The sequence below is a fragment of the Ruegeria sp. CDSC085 genome, from assembly GCF_059610465.1.
Window position 1 is genome coordinate 1 of sequence record NZ_JBXWNR010000021.1, and the last position, 19,258, is coordinate 19,258.

At 54.5% G+C, this 19,258-nt stretch carries 15 protein-coding genes and 1 pseudogene; all 16 read left to right on the forward strand.

Annotation, left to right across the window (positions count from 1 at the left end; genetic code table 11):
- Positions 1 to 173 precede the first annotated feature (173 nt).
- On the forward strand, positions 174 to 1,064 hold the full coding sequence (locus AC2FJB_RS19895) for a tyrosine-type recombinase/integrase (RefSeq protein ID WP_496720880.1): 891 nt from the start codon (positions 174 to 176) through the stop codon (positions 1,062 to 1,064).
- Positions 1,065 to 1,277: 213 nt separating this feature from the next.
- Complete coding sequence (locus tag AC2FJB_RS19900; protein ID WP_170780027.1) at positions 1,278 to 1,484, forward strand: helix-turn-helix transcriptional regulator; 207 nt, start codon at positions 1,278 to 1,280, stop codon at positions 1,482 to 1,484.
- A 117-nt stretch (positions 1,485 to 1,601) separates the two neighbouring features.
- A complete protein-coding gene (locus AC2FJB_RS19905) occupies positions 1,602 to 2,354 on the forward strand; it encodes a DUF1376 domain-containing protein (RefSeq protein ID WP_496720837.1) in 753 nt (250 codons plus the stop codon).
- Positions 2,351 to 2,971 carry a hypothetical protein gene (locus AC2FJB_RS19910; protein WP_496720839.1) on the forward strand — a complete coding sequence of 207 codons (621 nt, stop codon included), beginning with the start codon at positions 2,351 to 2,353 and terminating at the stop codon, positions 2,969 to 2,971. Before AC2FJB_RS19905 ends, AC2FJB_RS19910 begins: the two co-directional genes overlap by 4 nt.
- Positions 2,972 to 3,251: 280 nt before the next feature.
- Entirely contained in the window at positions 3,252 to 3,455 is a 204-nt protein-coding gene (locus tag AC2FJB_RS19915) for an HGGxSTG domain-containing protein (RefSeq protein WP_496720841.1), read from the forward strand.
- 147 nt (positions 3,456 to 3,602) lie between these two features.
- Entirely contained in the window at positions 3,603 to 4,694 is a 1,092-nt protein-coding gene (locus tag AC2FJB_RS19920; protein WP_496720843.1) for an MrcB family domain-containing protein, read from the forward strand.
- A gap of 217 nt (positions 4,695 to 4,911) precedes the next feature.
- On the forward strand, positions 4,912 to 7,167 hold the full coding sequence (locus AC2FJB_RS19925; RefSeq protein ID WP_496720845.1) for an AAA family ATPase: 2,256 nt from the start codon (positions 4,912 to 4,914) through the stop codon (positions 7,165 to 7,167).
- Positions 7,164 to 8,456 carry an McrC family protein gene (locus AC2FJB_RS19930; RefSeq protein ID WP_496720847.1) on the forward strand — a complete coding sequence of 431 codons (1,293 nt, stop codon included), beginning with the start codon at positions 7,164 to 7,166 and terminating at the stop codon, positions 8,454 to 8,456. The genes AC2FJB_RS19925 and AC2FJB_RS19930 overlap by 4 nt, the downstream gene beginning before the upstream one ends.
- Before the next feature lie 349 nt (positions 8,457 to 8,805).
- Entirely contained in the window at positions 8,806 to 9,777 is a 972-nt protein-coding gene (locus AC2FJB_RS19935; protein WP_496720848.1) for a helix-turn-helix transcriptional regulator, read from the forward strand.
- A 282-nt stretch (positions 9,778 to 10,059) separates the two neighbouring features.
- Complete coding sequence (locus AC2FJB_RS19940) at positions 10,060 to 10,593, forward strand: hypothetical protein (protein ID WP_496818941.1); 534 nt, start codon at positions 10,060 to 10,062, stop codon at positions 10,591 to 10,593.
- A 19-nt stretch (positions 10,594 to 10,612) separates the two neighbouring features.
- Entirely contained in the window at positions 10,613 to 11,404 is a 792-nt protein-coding gene (locus AC2FJB_RS19945) for a hypothetical protein (RefSeq protein ID WP_496720852.1), read from the forward strand.
- 573 nt (positions 11,405 to 11,977) lie between these two features.
- Positions 11,978 to 15,703 (forward strand): ATP-binding protein, encoded by a 3,726-nt coding sequence (locus AC2FJB_RS19950; protein ID WP_496720854.1) that lies wholly within the window; start codon positions 11,978 to 11,980, stop codon positions 15,701 to 15,703.
- A 3-nt stretch (positions 15,704 to 15,706) separates the two neighbouring features.
- Positions 15,707 to 16,336 (forward strand): condensin complex protein MksE, encoded by a 630-nt coding sequence (locus tag AC2FJB_RS19955; RefSeq protein ID WP_496720856.1) that lies wholly within the window; start codon positions 15,707 to 15,709, stop codon positions 16,334 to 16,336.
- Positions 16,333 to 17,541 (forward strand): hypothetical protein, encoded by a 1,209-nt coding sequence (locus AC2FJB_RS19960; RefSeq protein WP_496720858.1) that lies wholly within the window; start codon positions 16,333 to 16,335, stop codon positions 17,539 to 17,541. The genes AC2FJB_RS19955 and AC2FJB_RS19960 overlap by 4 nt, the downstream gene beginning before the upstream one ends.
- Complete coding sequence (locus AC2FJB_RS19965; RefSeq protein ID WP_496720860.1) at positions 17,526 to 18,365, forward strand: DUF7281 domain-containing protein; 840 nt, start codon at positions 17,526 to 17,528, stop codon at positions 18,363 to 18,365. Before AC2FJB_RS19960 ends, AC2FJB_RS19965 begins: the two co-directional genes overlap by 16 nt.
- Before the next feature lie 418 nt (positions 18,366 to 18,783).
- Positions 18,784 to 18,987 (forward strand): annotated as a pseudogene (locus AC2FJB_RS19970) (integrase); the annotation flags it as partial.
- Between the last annotated feature and the right edge of the window lie 271 nt (positions 18,988 to 19,258).

Consider the following 19,258-nt stretch of genomic DNA (forward strand, 5'->3'; position numbering starts at 1 on the left):
TAATCAATCCAGACAGATGAGCCAGATCCTCTCTTAGATTACGCCGCCATCTGTCCCAAAATCCCTGACGACGGACACGATGGCGTACGGTCGCTGCGGAAGGCCGTGATCCGGTCAAGGAGCGTGAAGCAGAGGCACGTGCGGCGCGGCGGGAAGATGTTTCACTTGCGGTTCTGACTGCAGATGCATTCGAAGCGCGAAAGGCTGAACTCAAAGGCGATGGAAAAGCAGGGCGTTGGCTCTCACCGCTAAATGGGCATGTACTGCCCAAGCTTGGAAAGGTGCCAATAACAGACATTGACCAGCGCGACATTCGCGACACCCTGGCCCCAATCTGGCACACAAAAGCCGACACAGCGCGCAAAGCAATGAACCGGCTAAACATTGTCTTTCGCCACGCGGCCGCGCTTGGATTGGACGTTGACCTTCAGGCAACAGAAAAAGCCAAAGCGTTGTTGGGAAAGTCACGTCACAAGCCGAAACACATCCCAGCGATGCTGTGGAGCGATGTCCCTGCCTTCTACTCAAGCTTAGAGGAACCCTCGCTCACGAACCTCGCTATGAGGTTGCTCATCCTAACCGGTGTTCGCTCTAAACCTTTGCGCTTTATCAGGCTCGAACAGATTGAAGGAGACGTCTGGACTATACCCGGTGAGGCCATGAAAGGTCGAAAAGGGGCAACAAGTGATTTCCGTGTGCCGCTTTCGCAGGAAGCGCAACGAGTTATCGACCTTGCCCTACCGCATTCCAGAAATGGTTTCCTTTTTCCGAATACACGGCAGGGCGTGATCTCTGATATGACGCTCTCAAGGATGATGGAGCGTCGCAAATTGGACGCCCGCCCGCATGGCTTCCGCAGCAGTCTTCGCGACTGGCTGGCTGAAGCCACCGACGCACCTCACGAAGTAGCGGAAGCAATGCTGGGACACGTAACTGACTCTGGTGTCGTTCGAGCTTACAGACGCACAGATTTTCTTGAGCAGCGTAGGGTGTTGAGCGAGCAATGGGCGAGCTACGTGTGCGGTGGAACTAGGGAAGTCGTGTCTTGCGTCTCAACACGGTAATTAACGCTAGCCGGGACCACTCTAAATACAGTGGCTGAGCAAATCTAAACAGCTACATATTGAATTACACCAATTAGTCCGCTAACATTGGAACTGTTGCTGCGCAAGATGTGCAGCTCGTCTTCCCCGACACGGGGGCACCCATTGGTGGGACGAGCGGCCGTTTGCGATCATTCTGGCTTTCGTCCCGAGTAAGAAAGGACGACTGTCACAATGAGCACATTCACGGCGACTTCCGCAAAATACCTGACCCTAATGGAACTTCGCGAGAAGCTCGGGAACCGTTCTCGTTCATCCATTTATGCCGACCTAGCTGCAGAGCGGCTTCCCAAACCCGTCAAACTGGGTGGTCGATTGTTGTGGATCGAAGAGGAAATCGATTCCCACCTCCGCGCTCTGCGCGATGGCGACATATGCTAATCGCGCGCAGTGGAGGATCCATTATGGTCGATCGCTTCGATACATCGACAATAGCTAACATCACTTGTGACGCTGTAAGCCCAAGGGAACTTGGAAAGCTGCGGAAGGTTACTTACGATGAGTAATTTCAACGCCAAACGTGCCCGCACAAAACGTCCCTGCCCACTTTGGGTAGACGCATTCCAGCGTGATACTCAACCCCTCGCAGCCGATGAAGTTGGCGCCTACATGCTTATTCTCATGGCGATGTGGGTGCGCGAAACATGTGATTTCCCTGATGATGACCGCCGTCTAGCGGCGGTCTCCAGGGTATCTTTCCGCCTCTGGAGGTCACGCATCGGGCCTGCCATCAGGGAGTTCCTTGAAACCGACAATGGCGTCCTAATTTCCCGCCGGTTGCGAAAAGAAGCTGCTTACGTCGAACGCCATTGCAAGACTCAATCCGACCGGAAATCGGGGAAAAAAACGGGTAACCCATTGGGAAATAAAGGAACACTATCAACCGAGGGAAAATCCGAGGTTGCAACCGTGGATACCCCCACGGACAAACCTACCCAACTACCCAACAACCCAAATATTACCATTCCTGACGGAATGGACGGCAACGCCGTCGATGCGACAGATGTCGTTTGGTCGAAATGCAAAGATTGGCTGGTTTCGCAAGGTGTCGATGACCGGCAGGCCCGCAGCGTCATTGGCAAGTGGCTAAAGAGGAGTTCAGCCAGCAAGGTTCGGGCGGCCTTCATTGACGCCTACCACGCCGAAACCGGCGACCCGATCCCTTACATCACCGCAATTCTCGGCAAGCCTGCACAGCCTACTACGGCTGAACTCATGACGATGGCGAAGGAGGTAAATGCAAGACGATGACCATGTTCGACCGCAAGCGGCGGGAAACCTTCCTGACCGACAAGATCACCGGCTATCTCGACCGCAAGGCCCCGCCTCGCAGCCTCGGAGCTCAAGCCCAGGCCGACGAGATGGCCTCACTGGTTCGTTGCTTCATGCGTTTTGCACCGAAAGACGGTTACAAGGATTGGTGGCCCAACTTCGAGGATCGGCTTGACGAGGATGCCAAGACCCGCGCGTGGCCCACCACCGGAGAAATTAAAGCGGCGGCAGTGGCAATTACCGGCCCGTCCTCCCGGCGCATTGCCGAGGGCAACGAGTTTGACCCTCTGGATGTGAACGCAAAGCGTATGCATGCTGGTGAGCCGGTGTCTGATGACTATCTCTATGGGCGCCTTGCTGCCGAATTGGTGGCAAATGGGAAAGTCAGTGAAGCCCAGATGCGCCGCTATCGCGTGGCGTTTATCTTTCGGCTCAAAGAAACCTACGACGTACCTATTGCGTTGGCGAAAGTTGCCGAGTTCGAGGCCCGCCATGCCGCTGCAGAGGCCGCTGCGCATGAACTCTCTGAGCCGCGCGCCTTGCCCGAGCCGCAGCCCAAGATAATACCCAGACACAAATGGGAAGGTGCAGCATGAGCGCAATGTCAAAACTAGCCTCTATGGAAAGCAAGGGGACCGGCGGCACCCCCTTCGCCTCGCGCCCATCATGGGGTTTGCCAACTATGTTAACAAATGTTGGTGTTTTCTGATGGGGCGACCGACCAATTTTGAGAAGAAATTCCGTGCGCGCTTTCAAGGTGACCCCATTGATTGGCGTGAAATTCGATTATGTTGGCGGCCGTGCCCAGCAGAGGCGCACAAGCACCCAAACTATCGGAGGGACTGCTCACAGTGCCGCGGTGCAAACTGCAAACGGATGGCGGAGCTAGGCTTGAATGATGCCGGGGAACCACTGCCTAAACTAAAGCGCCCAACGTGCGGCGCAAAAACCCGAGCAGGGGGCCAATGTCAGGCCCGGGTAATAACTGGAAAGCGGCGTTGCAGGTTGCATGGTGGTCTTAGTACAGGCCCGAAGGGGAAGCGAAGAGTTAAAGCCAATCTTGAACCAGAGGGCGCCTGAAGAGAGGCGTTGTGATACTTCTGGAGATTAATGGTACTCGCTCGGTTATCTGCTACGGTGTAGGCGTTCGTTCCTTCAGAAACGTTTTAATGAAGAAGCTGGACCAGGATATTTCTCTAACGGTGATCTTTTGGAGTCAATTTAACGATGCGTGAGATCTTACGCCGGATTTGCGAACTACAAACCGATTATTCTTCTAAGAATACTCCGGAAATGCAGGAGCGTGGAAACCTTGTACGCCAGGTCCTAACCGGCGAGCTTCGAGAGCTTCAGATTACGCTGAGCGAAGCTCTTGGCCCATTCGGCAGCGACTTCCACGTGGATGCCTCGGATGGGATCGGCAACAAAACAGAGCTCCCATGGGTACGGTTTTGCTCCAAAGAGATGTCCCCAAAGCCGACCGATGGCTTCTATGTCGTTCTGCATTTTTCGACGGATGGCTCGGGCGTAAATATCGCAGTAGGGTGCAGTTCTTCGAAGTTTCATAACGGCTATTCGATTGTCTTGCCGCCGGAAGACCTCGCCAAGCGCACCGAGTGGGCTAGACGCATGGTCCTGGAAGATCGTGGCTCATTGGACCCGTTCACAGATTCCAACGATTTTGGCGCGCGTCTGCGACTTCCAAAATCATTTCAGGACGCAAGCGCACTCGTGAAGAAAATCGACTACAATGAGATAAACGACCGGGTGGTGACGGAGCACCTTGTCCAAGCCGCTCAAATGCTCAGGACTATATATTCTGCCCAACGTCAAGGCCGCGAGCTATCCCCTGCCGATCAGACCGAGCTTGATATTCTGAGCATCACTAGGCCGACATCCACTATAGCCAAGAGCCAGGGCTTTGGATTGACAGCCAACGAGCGCAAGGCCGTAGAGCTTCAGGCAATGGCGATGGCCGAAGACTGGCTTCGAGAGCACGGCTACAAGCCCAAAGACACCTCAGACAAAAAACCCTACGACTTCGAAGCCAAGAAGGGCGAAGACGTCATCTTTGTTGAAGTCAAAGGTACGACAAGCGATGCTGCCGAGGCGATCGCCATGACACACGGAGAAGTTGCCCTTCACCGAGACAAGAAAGGCCAGACGGCGCTAATAATCGTGACGGGCATACGCCTTGAGAAGGATGGAACGAGCCCAAAGGCATCAGGCGGCATACTTGAGCCGCTGATCGGCTGGAACATAGATGATTGGAGCCTTCAGCCAACGGCATATCGTGTTGCCCGCACAGCCAAGGCGTGAGCACTCGCGTGCCAAGCGTACGAGAAACTGGCATTATTGTAAGATACCGAAACTATTTTTCATCTCGAAAATGCTCACCCCATAACGGCGTCTTAGTCGGTCCAGCAATACTCGTCACAAGTGCCACCAATAGTCTTCCTTTCTGCCATCACCATTGCCCTACTCTTCATTTACTGGCTATGAGTCCTGAGCCTAATCTGCAGAGGAAACGTCGAATTTGTCGAAGTACAATCCCAACCACTATGTCGACCCAATCTATGACGCGGCCCGTAAGTGGAGCGAAAGATCCCTTGCGAGCGGGTTGTCAGTTCTTTCCGATAAAGAAGAGTTGTGGACCCGCGCCTTTCTAGACGAGCTGGACCAACGCTTTGTAAACAACCCCGACGTCGGGGAAGGAGACTTCCTTTCGAAGTTGAAAGCACAGCTATCCGAAGGCACCAACGGGTGCCGTCAACTGATGGCTGAGCTCCTGTGGATTATGCTTCTTTTCCCTTCCAACGTAGGGGCCGCAAAAAAACGGGAGAATGTACGTGCGATTTGGTCATGGTCTGGCGAAGACCTCAGTGCGGACAAAGCAATGCTTTCGGATCAAGTGCTCGAGGGAATTGGCTCGGGCGGGGTCGCCTTCAATACCTATCGTTGGCTCGAGATCAGCTTTTTGATCGGTGCTTTGCGAGATTTTATGCGGCGAGAAGAGTTGGAGCGTAGATCTCTTCTTAATGACCCGTGGGCGTTTTCAAGCTGGCTGAGCAGCCTTCCCGAAGCAAGGAAACGACAATTAATCCACATCCTGCCACACTTGCTGTTTCCCGACACTTTCGAGCGAATCAGCTCCGAGGGAGACAAGCGCCGGATCCTCGCCGGCTTCGGAGACACGCCAGAGAAGGAGATACGGAAGTGGAACACTGTCGAGATCGACCGTGCCTTACTCGAACTGCGCCGTCGGCTTGAAGACGAGAATGACACGAACATCGATTTCTACCAGGATGAGTTCGAGGCCCAGTGGAAGAACCAGACAAATAACTGGCTCCTCAGTTGGAACCCTTCCAGATGGAACTGGGAAACGCTCGCGATCGATCGCGCTAGAACCATCAATGGAGATAAAGCTGACAACCGTTGGCGCTGCAACTCGAGCAAGCCGCGTGAGGGCGACCGCGTCTTCCTTGTTCGTACCGGAAAGCCCCCGAAAGGCATCGTGGCAGTAGGAAAGGTCACGCGCGCGCCCTACGAAGCCGAACACTGGGAACAAGCCCGCGCCGACGCTTGCGAGACGACGCGCTTTGTTGACGTGGCGTTCGACTCCGTCCGCGATGCAACAACGGACCAGATCGTCCCTCTGGAAGAGTTGCGGAGCTGTGAACCCGGCCAGGAATGGAGCCCACAGTCTTCCGGGATCGAGGTCAAGGCAAAGGCAGCCCGGACTCTGGAGCGCCTATGGAAAGCGCTGCCACCGATCTTATCCGGCGCTACCACGTTAGGGGGTGACGCCGGAACTGGAGGCGCGTCTTCAAAGAAAGTCACGCCGCCCCTAAACCTTATTCTATACGGCCCTCCGGGTACTGGCAAAACGCATCGCCTGAAAAACGAACATCTGCCGCGATACCAGGACGGCGCTGCAGATCGCTTCGAGTTCGTGACTTTCCATCAGAGCTATGCGTACGAGGACTTCGTTGAGGGCATTCGACCCGTCACGGAGAACGGCACGGTCACCTATGAGGTACGGCCAGGGGTGTTGAAGCGGCTTTGCGATCGGGCTCGGCGCTCGCCGGACAAGCGGTTCGCGCTCTTCATCGACGAAATCAATCGCGGGAACGTCGCCAAGGTTTTCGGAGAGCTGATCACGCTTCTCGAGGTGGACAAGCGGATCGGCACTGATGCCTCGGGAAACCGATTGGCGAACTGCCGGGGCCTAGAAGTGACATTACCTTACTCGGGTCAGCGTTTTGGGGTTCCCGCGAATGTCGACGTGATTGGCACCATGAATACCGCAGACCGGTCCATCGCTCTTCTCGACAGCGCCCTGCGGCGCCGTTTCCGGTTCGAAGAGCTTACGGCGAAGCCCGAACTCCTTGAATCGATCGACGATGGCGAGGGCAGCGCGATCGATCTGCGTCAGCTTCTGCAAGCCATGAATGCCCGCCTGTCCCGCCTTCTGCATCGCGACCAGACCCTGGGCCACAGCTACTTCTACCATGTGAAATCGTTCGACGAACTGCGCCGTGTCTTAGCCCGGGAGATTCTGCCCTTCCTGCAAGAGGCTTTCTACGACGACTGGCGGCAAATCCGATACGTCCTCGCCGACCAGGCCGTAGAGGAGGAGCTACAATTGATCCGGGCGCGCACCCAGAGCGCTGCCATTCTCTTTCCCAAGGCCGACCCTGCCGAAATCGGGGACGGTGAGGCGTTCGAGGTAATTCGGGAAGACGAGATCACTCCGGACGCGATCCGCAAAATCTACGAGCCACCAGAATGAGGCCCCTGACCTTCCGAGAGAGGGAGGGCGTCAGCATCGGCCCGGCCGGCGAGATAAGTGAGCTCGAGGCAGAAGGCATAGCGAAACTCGCCGGACGTCTGCCAGCGGGCGCCCTCGCGTGGGGCCACCGCACGCTGAAGTTCGGACCGTTCTGCGGGGTCCTGCAAACCGAGCAACTGGCGATCGAGGTACTGCCCAAAATCGAGCATGGCAGCGATAGCAGCGAAGACATGCGAGGCCTTCTGGTGGCCATGCTTGCGCGTGCTGGAGAGCTCGGATCGAAGCGCGTGGGCGATGCCGGCCTCGGGCAACAGCACAGCCACCTGCTGGACGTCTTCATCGAGGATTTCTGCAGCCAGGTTAAATCCGCGCTCCGAGGCGGGGCCATTGCCCGTTATTCGGAAAGGACAGAGAACCTCAATGCCATCCGGGGACGGCTTGAGCTGACCGAGCATCTCCGCGCGAACGCGTTCGACCGTTCTCATCTGCTTTGTCGCTTCGACGAACGCAGCATCGACAACCCATACAATCAAGCGCTGAAGGGCGTACTTCGGATCCTTCTCGGATTCGCTCTGAGCCCACGGACCCGCGCGAAGGTGACGGCGTTCCTTCACCGCTTTGACGAGGTTGGCGATATTAAGGTCAGGGCTCGCGACATCGACGGTCTCCGCCTTGACCGGACCATCCGGCACTGGGAGCCAGTATTTGCGCGGGCCCGATGGCTACTGTCAGGCCTCTATCCGGATGTTCGCACCGGAGACGCTGCTGGTTCGGCGCTACTGTTCAACATGGAGAAGCTCTTCGAGGCAGTTCTCGGACTGCGCATCCGGCATGCCTATCAGACGTGGGATAGTGGTCGCCTTTCTGTGGGGCTGCAGAGCCCCGTGAAGAACCTCGCGACGGCGGGCTTCCAACTGCGCCCCGACATCACCATTCAGAGCGAAGTTGAGACTGTCGCCATTCTCGATGCCAAATGGAAGCGCCTAAATCTCGGCGACGCGAACTCCGGCGTCTCGAGCGGCGACGCGTATCAGATGAACGCCTACGCCGCCCGCTACCGGTGCAAACAATTAGCGCTCGTCTACCCCGCTTCTGGGGACTGTCCACCGGGAAAGATCAGCGAGTTCGTGCTCATAACTGAAGAGCGTCCAAAGCTTGAGGTCATCGCGGTAGATGTTCGAGAGCTCGCTTTTGGCAATGGGATGCCGCCTGGTATTGATGGAATGATCCCGATCGAGCCCCACTGGAAACAACGCTCATCACAGACAGTAATTCACACAACGATATGAAATACTGGCGGCAGGCACGTTCAGCGCGATCCAGGAACTGCTCGAGGCGGTCAGATAAACTGAACGGCACGAAAGCCGCCAGTTACGATTGATCCTAAAGAACAAAGGGTGGCCGCCCACTTTGAGCCGCCTGACACTGCGGTTTCACCAAAAGTCTCATTTTGGGAAGGGCCGCCGTAGCGCGACGTTTAGAACGTGCCTGGCACATGCTGAAGTGCAACCTTTTTGGGACATTCCAGGGCTTCATACCAAAAAACGACGCATTATTTCTGAGTAAATTTCGCCAAAGTTTCCCTGTTACTCAAAAATTGTGAGCCATATATTGAGTTCAGAAGTTTTGGAGACCCAAATGCCCATCAAACCTGAGACACTCAAGAAGCTGCGTGGCGATCTGTCCCAAGAGGCCCTTGCGGAAAAGGCAGCTGTGTCCCGCAAGACCATTAGCCGAATAGAGAACGGCGATGCCGATCCCGAGAAAACCCGGCTGGTAACTGTGGAGCGCCTGGCCAAGGCACTCGGGACTACGGCGGAAAAACTAGCGGCCGACCCAGGCGAAGAAAGCGTAAACGAAGCGCTGCTGCGCGGCTGGGGATACAGAAAAATCAACACATTTCTGCACGGCGACACTGCACTTTCACTTGCGCTAGTCGAGCAGAAATATGGAATTTCGGCCAAGAGGCAGCTCGACATGGCGCCCCTGTTTGCTGCTCTTCTTGCTGAGATGAGCTTGCGCGATCGGGGTCAGAAGCTCGAAGAACTGTCGAACGCATTTGAGGAATACTCAGCCAGCCTTCCGCCACACTTACAGCATGGTGAGGTAGCGCGCAGCGATTTCGACAATGCGTACTACGACGAGAAGGAATCCATCGCGGCAAGAGACCTCTTTGGTCAACAAATTCAGAAATCAGCCGAGAAACACAGCTATGCTGTCTGGCCGTTTGATCCAGAGGAAGGAAACCCGTTCGTAGACTTCCTCCGGGCGATGGCAAAGTCACTCGATTTGAACATCCGAGATAGCTGGGATGATAGACCTCGCATCCTTGAGGACGGCCTGCCCGAAGCGGCATGTGTCTTGCACGAGCAAGTTCAGGAAATCTGCGGCGACAACGAGTGGGCTCGTCTTGCTCTTCAGCACGGATACGCTCGCATACGCGACATCCCAAAAGACCTCAGCGCGCCCGAGCAGCTGAACGAACGAGCGGACTGGTTAGAGTCGAAATACCCAGCAGGACTTCGGCGCGAGAGAGAACAACAGATGGCTGAGCTCTTCAGCCAGGCACCTGATCTCAAACTTCCTTCTAGCGGAGGCAAAAATGCTTGATTTCTGCAGAACGTGTCACGCCGAAAGGCGACTGAACCAGAGGGGCATCCGGCCGTGCGATGTGGACTTGCTTCTAAAATCAGCAACCCAGGTTTCGCCGGATGCGTATTTCCTTACGAATAGCGACGTGGAGAGGGAGATGCTTCGCCGAAAGCAAGAAATTCAACAACTTGAGACGCTTCGCGGGATCAAGTTTGTCGTCGAGGGCGACACCTTGATCACCGCGTACCGCTCAAAACAATCTAATCAAAGACGTACCCTACGAAGTGGGAGGGAAACCAAATGAACATCGGTGAGAATTTTCTGATGGAGTTGTCGCATTCTACGGTGGCGTTACTGATGTCGCAACGGCTTCATGACGCAGAAACAGCCGACCAGGTCATCCGGCGGCACATCAAGTGCGGCAGCGAAAGCAACGGGCGAATAAAAGCGGCCCCAAAAGCTGCACACACTCATACGCCTCAAAAAACAAAGTCTATGAAGACTGGAATCTACACAGGTGAGGTACTTGGCAGAGAGATTGCGTCCGACACACTGGCATCCTTCTTTGCAGAGGTAATCGATACTATCCACGATGTTGCTCCTGAGGAAGTTGCGAACTTGGCACAAATGCGGGCGCGAACGCGGGCATATGTGGCCAGCACCGGTGCTGCCGTTCATGCCGGTCGAACTGACCTGCCCACGAAGAAGACGTCATCGGGATGGTATGTGAGTGAGAACATAGGCCGGAAAGACTTGGTTAGAGCCCTTGAGGCGCTCTGCCGGGCCGCCGGCCTGTCCTACGGCCGCGACATTCGTTTCGGTCACGAAAACTAGGGAAAGGAGACAATACGGTTTGACGAAGAAGGGTTTCTTTTCCGGCTCTGATGTTGATTCCGCCGAGATGGCCCGCCGCCTGCGCGACAGCCTATTGCCACGCGACCATGCAATGAGTCTACTCCGTCACACCTTGCTCGATCAGCAACTCGACGCCATCAAACGTACCCTGCGCAGCCATGAGGAAGCACGTGAAGCTGAGGCATACCGATTGGATGTGCTCGACACCGATCCAAGCTGGGGCGGCGATCATGACGGAGGGCTTGATAGCCTCCGAGACGAACGTTTCTGGCAGATGACCTTCCAAGCCTCGGCACACAGCATGGCCGCAGTCGGCATGCTCGCTCCCTTTATAGAGTCGCTGTTCGTCTCTATCTTTGATGGGCTGAAGGGCAAGATCGAGTTTCCAACAGATCACCCCAGGGTAAAGCTCAGAAAGCACGAGGTCTGGAATCCTCAGTTTTACCAAGGCTCTAAGGGTGCCCGGGGTGACCTGTTGCAAGGCATAGGTCAGCTGTCTGACGTCACGGGGCTCAAGCCATTCCTGCCAACACAGACACAGACCGCGCTCGAAGCGCTTTTCCGGTATCGCAATAACATGTTCCACAATGGCTTCGAGTGGCCCGATGACAAGGTTAGCACCTTCTCCGACGAATCGAAGAAATGGCCCGAGGGCTGGTTCGACCTTGCCCGCCGAGGTGACAAGCCCTGGCTCTTCTACATGACGCCTTACTTCTGCGCACATTGTGTCGACCTGATTGACGGCCTCATCGACGGCACCGGTCGGTATTTAAAGGAGCGCAGGCTGTAGTCTAGCAGTGAAAATGGTCGATGATTTTGTCTGCTGGCTGATTGGTGCCCTGGCTGCAGCACCAAACCCGGTAAACACGGTAAACCCGGCACACCCCACCCCATGAACGGCTTTTGTGTAAGTAGGTATGTGGTCCTTCGTCGCTCCTTCGTTTCCAACAGCGAGACGAAGATCCGCTCCGGGCTCGATGCCGTCGTTCGCTACACAGAGTACAAGTGACCACAGCGCGGAAGACCGGACTGTTGAACCAGTATGGCATCTATGCCGTTCATCGCCCAAACCGCATATAAATTGGCGCTTTAGCAAAAGAAATTGGCCGCAAATCAAAAGCCCGCTTCAGACTAAAGCCACACGTTACTAAGACAATGGAGGAACAGTCGCGCAGTGACTTGTTTCACTAAAGGATAGATGCAAGGCATCGAGTTAGCTTTTGCAATACCTCATTTGCCAAAGGGGCATCTGTAGCAGGGATAGATAAATCTATATAAATCAGATACTAAGTGTTATTATGACGTCGCTCATTTTACAATTCAACCAATCGAAATGCACGGGTATAAAAGAGGGTTTCTCAGAATGAACGTCTCTCTGGCGCCACAACACGATAAGCTCGAAGCTGATCCACCGGGATTTTCCCGAATGCTTTTGGTGGACACGAACATCTTTAAGGGCGTTATCGGAGAAGTGCCGCTGGACGACAACGTGTTGATCACGGGTACAAATGCGGCCGGCAAGACGTCTGTCATTCAAGCTCTTCCCTTGGGGTTCGGCCTTTCCCCACAGAAGCTTTCACGCAAGGCACAGGACAAAACTTTCTTCGGGCATTATCTGCCGCGAACGACCTCATATATCGCATTTGAATATCGCAACCGTGCTGGTTCCAAACGCGCGGTGATCATGCATCTCGCGACCACTGAGGAAAAGCTGGTCTACCGATTTGTGCGTTCTGAGCTCTATGAAAACATGTTCGTGACTAACGATGGTAAATTCGTCGAGTTTAGCGATCTCGCCAAACACTTGCGCGACCAGGGCTATCAGATCGCATCACGACAAATCACGACTCAGGTCGAGTATCAGACAATCATTCAAGGCTTGCCCATCGAAAACCCGCGTCGGAACGATGTCGTGCAATTGCAAGCAGATTACGCGTTGGCACCGCCGCGTACGCCTCTAATAAATGTGGAGAATGTCATTTTCTCTATGCTCAAAAAAGACGGCAGCCTTCGCGCACTGGAAGACATGGTGGCCGAACAGGTACTGAGAGGCGAGCGGCGCATCAAACTGGGCGGAAAACGCGAAAGCCTTGCCAGCTGGCCAAAACGCTTTCGATCCTATCGTGATGTAATGGCGAAAGAAGGCGATGTTTTGCGCCTTGTCGCCAAGAATACCGTTCTGGAAGAGGCGCTCCGGCGCCGCAAAGAGGTCCTGTCGGAAATGCGTGGGCTGCTCAACGATCTTGACGAGCAGCTTGAGACTTTGTCGAAAACCCTGTCTCGGCAAGAGCTGGCTTTCCAGGAGGCGGAAAATGCCCATGCGGCCGAACGGGAGGCCGCCCGAAAAGTGCTGTCGCAGGCAGAGGTTGAACTCAACACGGTGTCAGCTGAAGTGAAGCGCCTCACAGAAAAATATGCGCGGTTCATGGATGACAACATCGAGACCAAGGCGGCGGAATTTGCGCGCCTGTCTGAGTTCGAAGACGCGGCCCGCCAAGTCTCGGAACGCCTAACCGCACTCAAAAGCGAATTGTCAGATCTCACCAGCCGCTATGACACGCTCAAAGAGGAGCGGCGAGAGACAGCTGATAACGCCCTCAAAGAGATCGCGCTCGACCGGAGCAGGTCCGAGGAAGGACGCCGGGCCAAACGCGAGGCGATTGAAACACGTCGGCAAGAGAGTCGCAGGCGCGCGGAAGAAGATTATGCGCCGCAAATAACGGCGGCATCGGACAAACTAAAAACAGCGGCGTCGGCTGTCGGGGCGGCAGAGGAAGCCACTAAGAACCCCACTGTCGACGATGCAGTTCTAGAGCGCGTCGCCGAGGCGCAACAGGAAGTCGATACGCATCAGGCTGCCTATAACGCGGCCGTTGAACAAAAGGCGCCCCTGCAAGCCCAAGAAACTGCTGCCAAATCAGAAGTTACAAAAGTCGACCGTGAGATCGAGCGCCAATCTCAATCCAAATTGCGTCTGGAAAAAACGCGCGAAGAACTGGAGGTCTCTAAATCCCCCTCTGATGGAACGCTGCTTGCGTTCCTGCGTCGTCAGCGACCGGATTGGGGCGATACTCTCGGGCGTGTGCTGAGAGAAGATCTGCTCAGTCGGACAGATCTTAGTCCAAAGGATCTTGGGGCAGAAGAGAACGTTTTTGGGCTCGACCTTGATCTGGAAGATGTGGACCCGCTTCAGCAGGCGGATCTGAGCGTGATTGAACTCAACATCGGCCGCTGCACGGCGGATATTGGAGAGATGGAGCAGAACATTGCGACCTCCAAAAGGAAGCGCGATGAAGCCTCTACGCGTTTGAGAGAGATCCAGCGCAAATCTAGTGAACTTGATGTGAACACTAGCATTTTGGCACGCAAGCTAAAGGATGCCAGAGGACATCTGTCAAACTGTCAAGCATCGCATATGACCGCCTTGGAAACTGCTCGCGAGGCGGCCATCACTAGGTTGCAGGAAGCTCAGGAGGCACAGGCCCGGGCGGAGCGCGAAAAGGCGGACCTGGAGGCGGAGCGCGCAAAAGATCTTGCCGGATATGACCAGCGGCACCGTGAGGAATTGGAAGCGCTGGAAGAAGAAATCATGCGGACCACACAGGCGCTGTCCGAACGGGAGACGCGAATCCGCAATTCACGCGAGGCGGCTCTTAAAGAGCTCGATGAGGAACGTGCGAAAGCCCTCCGCGAGAATGGCGTGGACCCACAAACCCTGCAAGATCTCGAAAAACGTGCAAAGGTGCATCGCGACGCAGTTGCCCGCGTGCGGGCGATGGAAAAAACGGTGGTGGCATGGCGCAGTTTCCTCGCCGAAGACTGGTCCCGTGTGGATGGTTGCCGAGCGGAGGCGGAAAATCACAAGGTGACCGTCGGACGGCTGAGCCAGGCGTTGGAGCAGCTGATTGAGAGTTGGACGCGTAAACGCATGGGGCTTAAGCGCGAGATCGATCAGACCGGGAAAGACCTATCTGCCTTGCGGGAAAACAAGTCAAAGCTGGAAATCCGCCTTCAGCAAAACGCTGAAGAACGGCTGGAACCTGTACGCACGTCACGGACGGTGGATACGCTTTTGAGCGTCTTGAACGATGCCGAGCGGGAGCGCAACACGCTGACTCAGGAAATCCGAAACGGTGTAAAAGACGTGGCGCGGATCTTCATGGCCGAGCCGGGCAGCCCGCCGGAGCAGCACATCCAGCTCCGCAGGCAAGCTTTTCAGTCCTTTGCTGAGGGGCCTGAATGGTTGCCAGCGTTTGAAGATTGGTTCAACGAGCTGCATGAGCAACATCGGGACACCTTGCGCAACGACGCGCATTTCCATGCTGAAGAGTTCAAGAATAAGTATCAGATGCTCAAGCGTACCGACGAACGGATAACTGACGAGAACCGCTTGTTGCAGCGCAGCCTGAGTCAGAACATCGCGACAGACGTCGTTGAAGACATTCAAATTAAGATAGAATCCGGCATCAAGGAACTTGAGTTTCTACCTGCTCTTGAACGGATCTCCGAGCTGCATGAGGACTGGACGCGCTCCGGTGAAGACTTGCCGCCGAATCTGTTTACCGAGGCGCTGAGCGACCTCTTGGAGTATTGGAGCGTCAACGACGGCATAACCGCGGACTTGCGCCAGCAAATCCGATTGAGAGGGCATGTAGTTGAAAACGGGATAAAGCGGGACTTCCACGCTTCAACCGACCTTGCGGACATTTCCTCAAATGGCGTGTCGTACCTCATCCTTACAACGATCCTAGTTGGCTTCATCAATATTGTGCGCGGAAAAAAACCAGTTCAGATGGTCTGGGCTCTCGACGAGTTGGGAAATATCGACAGCAGAAATGTGCGTAATCTGCTGGAGATGCTGAACGACAATGGGATCAATCTTGTTTCGGCCACGCCAAACGCCGATGTGGGTGTCCGAGAGCGGTTTGCACACCGCTTGCGGATTGTTAAGGACAAGACGCTTGGTCCTCGCTTGATGGAAGTCCGCGGGGCCGCGAAACCTTCTCATACCCTGGTGTGGTCGAAGGAAAGCCAGAATGAAATGCGGACCGTTCCTTCGCTGCCGATTTCTGTTGGCGGTAAGGGATGATCCATGTTTGCTGAAGCTGTAAATGCCTTGATGGACGGCCGTGTCATTTGCCATGTCACAGAGCCTGAGCTGTTTGACCACCTCTCGGACGCAGACAAACGGGAACGCATCAACACCTATGTGCGCCAAATCGGCTGGCGCGTTGTGGCCACGCACAACAAGTCGGGGTATTTTCTGGTTCCATCAAAACCCGGTGAGGCAACAGGCGCGAGTTTATCTTCTATGCACCGGAAAATAATGGGAGACGTGCGGCCCATGATCGATTTTCTGGCGCTCTGTCTAGCCGTTGGACAGACCGACAGCGTCCTACGTCCTGGCGACCGAATATACCCAGGCCAATATGCTTCCAGGATTGAATCCAGCTCGAAACTCTTTTCGGATCTGAAAACGCTCTATCCAAAACTCAGCAGAAGTACGGGCAAAAAGGACGCCGCGGATATGCTGAAAGCGGTTTTGAAAAACCTCGAACTGCGCGGGTATATGAAAGAAACAGACTATGAGGGCGACCGGAGCTACTATGAAGCGACTGGGATGGTCGACGCCTTTCATGATCTTGTGGATTTCCTGATCGCGAACACGCCGGAGGCGCAGGAAAGCGTAGACGAATTTATCCAGCAGGAAAGCTTGTTGTGAGTATCACAAGCGACATTCAAAGGTTTCTCAGCCTTCTCTCCCGTCATGGAGAGGTTATTGAAGATGTCTACCACGCAGGAGAGGTTCTAAGAACCGAAGAGAATGGTAATGCTGTTGACGCTCTTCACAAAGAACGGGTGTTAACACCTCGCGAAGAAGGCAGATATGGCCTGACACGTTCTCTTCGCGACGTTCTGGATGACTTGACCCAACGACAGAAGCGATTTGCGATTAAAGGCAATATCGGAGAGGAAATCGATCGACTTGAAAAACTTCTAACCGAGCTTGAGGCCGCTGCAGTGGAAGGTCGACATGAAGATGTAGACCGCAACACAGAGGATCTTGTCCAAAGCCTCTACGATGTACGCGAACTGGTGGATGCAGACATTCTTCAGTTTCACCAAGTGATGGCGAGTAAGTTCTCAGACGTGTCTTCTAACGATGAGAAAATGCGCCACAACGCGCACTATCTCGAACGCGCGGACCGCTTACGCAAAGCCCTCAACCGCCTCAACCGCACCGATATGCATGATCGATTTAATCGTAAGGATATCTCGCGGGCTGGGAATGTGTACCAAAGCTCCATTTCAGGGAGGATGGGGAATTGGTCACAAAGTCTGCTTGAGATCTCTGAGGTCTTTAACAGCTACATGTTTTCGTTTCGCAAAATCGAACATCACACCAGGAAGGTTAGAGCTTTTGCTAAGTTCTTGTCAGAGGGTGGTGAAGTGGACCTAGAGCGTATCGAACAGGAAACGCCACTTTGTGACTTCCTGATGCGCAAGCCGTCCAGCGGAGATAAGGAATGGTTGGACATTTACTCAGATAGAGGTCAACGAAGCCTTGCGCATTTATGCGCAGATCTGAAACCAATTGAGGAAAAGCGCGCGCCAGAAAGAGAAGCTGGTCAACGAATGATACTAGAGCAGGAAGCCGAAACGGAGGAAGAAGATGCCGTTGAGGAACTGGCGCTCACATATCTTTTGAACAATGTCGATTGCGCAGGAGGTTGGGTATCCGTTTCGAGCTGGTGCGCGCAGAGAGAGGACATTGAGGAAAAGGTTTTCCTAGAGCACGTAGTGAGCTGGCTAACGACCGAGGACGAAAACCTGCCGTATGAAGCAAGCTATGATCTGGACGCAAGTGTATCCGCTCACATGGCGAACCAACGCTTAGAGGATATTCGTCTATGTCGCAAAACTTGATCAAAGCGGGATTGCGCGCCATATCCGAGCCAGGATCAATCCGCGCTTCGAAAGAGCTACTGTCCTATTTGCGAGACAACAACATTTTCGTAACGCACAGTGGATCAAACATTCTTATGGGGACGCAAGCACGGGAAGAGTTGGTGCGGGCTCTGGAGCGAGATTTCCAGGTTCCTCCGGGAACTAAGGTGGACGCTTGGAAAGGCAAAAGCCGCGCAGAAGCTCTTTCGCTAGGCTCAAACGAAAAAGCGTCGTCGATTTCTGTTCGGAGAAGTCGCGTGGCGCTAAAGTCATTCAGTGGCGGTTCGGTTCGAATGGGGGAAAAGAATGTCATCTTGCCTGACGGTGTAAATCTAGATGTTCCTGTCAACGCCGCCGCGGATTTCTCTGATCACGTTTTTGCAGTTTTGGTGGAGAACTGGGAAGCCTTCGAGAATATCCATCAACTCTCTTTCGAAGTTCCAGCAGATCTTCGTCATGCTTTAGTCGTCTACCGCGGGCAACCTGGCGGCTATACAATTGACGCTGCGCGAACGTTTCTACGGGTGCTGAGCAATCCCGTTTTTGTATTTCCCGATGTTGACCCAGCAGGTTTACGCATTGCGCTTGAGACGCCAGGTTTTGCGGGGGTAATGCTGCCTCCTATTGAAGAAATCGAGAGCTTATTGTCCGCAGGTCGTGGTTTGAGTGAGCGCTATACTTCACAATTGGCGGGATCGGAGCGAGTTCTTGAAGGTGAAGTTCCGACTGATGTCAGAGCGTACTGGTCTCTAATCAAGAAGTTCGGCCGTGGAGTTCCACAGGAAGAATTTATTCGGTTTTGATTTTTGACCTTCAACTTGAGCCCTTGCCCTGCGTGGAGATCGGCACGAGCGCTCAGTTTTTTTTGTTGAGGGCCAATTTCTTATTCGGAGTTTTTGGACACCCACCGTGGAGGATTGAAAGCATGGTTTCTGTCATTCTGCGACACAGAGCCCAACATGGATCTCCGGCAAATTAAGTGTCAGCTTTCGCTCAATTGATCAGTTGGCTTTGCAGCCGCAGAGAGTGCCTTTGATCCGCGATTGACGACCGATGCTGCGGACTTCGCCGAAGTCAGCTCTGGGCTCGATGCGGTCATACGCTGCGCTGCTCACGAACGTCGGGTATTCTGATGAAACCAGCCATTCGGCTCCTTGATAGATTCAGTTGGTCGACACGGTGTCGGTGCCTGGAGAGGGAGGGAAGGATGGAGGACAATTGATGTCCATTTTTCAACTTCCTGCCATCACACCGAAACGCCCGCCGTGGAATAAAGGTCGCCTTATAGGCCAAAAACGCCCGCTTCTCGCGAAGCAGGTCTGGGCCATCCGCGCCCGGCTTGAACTCTCGGAAAATCTCAGGGACTTGGCACTCTTCAATCTTGCGATCGATAGCAAGCTGCGAGGCTGCGATCTCGTTCGATTGGTGTGCGTGGGGTATAAACAAAATTGCGCCGCGTCCGAGTGAGGCCGAGGGGGTGCGACATTCCGACTCGGCAGATGCTTGGCAGGGTCTTTCAGCGGATGCTGAGCAATGCGAAATCCCATAAGGGGGCAGAGAAGGGGGCTGAGAGTATTGAGGTGCACTAACTCATTGATTTTATGAGAAAAGTGGTGGAGACGAAGGGATTCGAACTCTCGAAACGGTTTCCTGCCTGCTCCCTCAGCAAGGAATGGACTGCGAAACGGAATTAAGA

Bases quoted from the DNA above. Each gene is read 5' to 3' on its own strand.
- AC2FJB_RS19900 (WP_170780027.1), top strand. From the start codon at position 1,278: ATGAGCACATTCACGGCGACTTCCGCAAAATACCTGACCCTAATGGAA.
- AC2FJB_RS19905 (WP_496720837.1), top strand. From the start codon at position 1,602: ATGAGTAATTTCAACGCCAAACGTGCCCGCACAAAACGTCCCTGCCCA.
- AC2FJB_RS19910 (WP_496720839.1), top strand. From the start codon at position 2,351: ATGACCATGTTCGACCGCAAGCGGCGGGAAACCTTCCTGACCGACAAG.
- AC2FJB_RS19915 (WP_496720841.1), top strand. From the start codon at position 3,252: ATGGCGGAGCTAGGCTTGAATGATGCCGGGGAACCACTGCCTAAACTA.
- AC2FJB_RS19920 (WP_496720843.1), top strand. From the start codon at position 3,603: ATGCGTGAGATCTTACGCCGGATTTGCGAACTACAAACCGATTATTCT.
- AC2FJB_RS19930 (WP_496720847.1), top strand. From the start codon at position 7,164: ATGAGGCCCCTGACCTTCCGAGAGAGGGAGGGCGTCAGCATCGGCCCG.
- AC2FJB_RS19935 (WP_496720848.1), top strand. From the start codon at position 8,806: ATGCCCATCAAACCTGAGACACTCAAGAAGCTGCGTGGCGATCTGTCC.
- AC2FJB_RS19940 (WP_496818941.1), top strand. From the start codon at position 10,060: ATGAACATCGGTGAGAATTTTCTGATGGAGTTGTCGCATTCTACGGTG.
- AC2FJB_RS19950 (WP_496720854.1), top strand. From the start codon at position 11,978: ATGAACGTCTCTCTGGCGCCACAACACGATAAGCTCGAAGCTGATCCA.
- AC2FJB_RS19955 (WP_496720856.1), top strand. From the start codon at position 15,707: ATGTTTGCTGAAGCTGTAAATGCCTTGATGGACGGCCGTGTCATTTGC.
- AC2FJB_RS19965 (WP_496720860.1), top strand. From the start codon at position 17,526: ATGTCGCAAAACTTGATCAAAGCGGGATTGCGCGCCATATCCGAGCCA.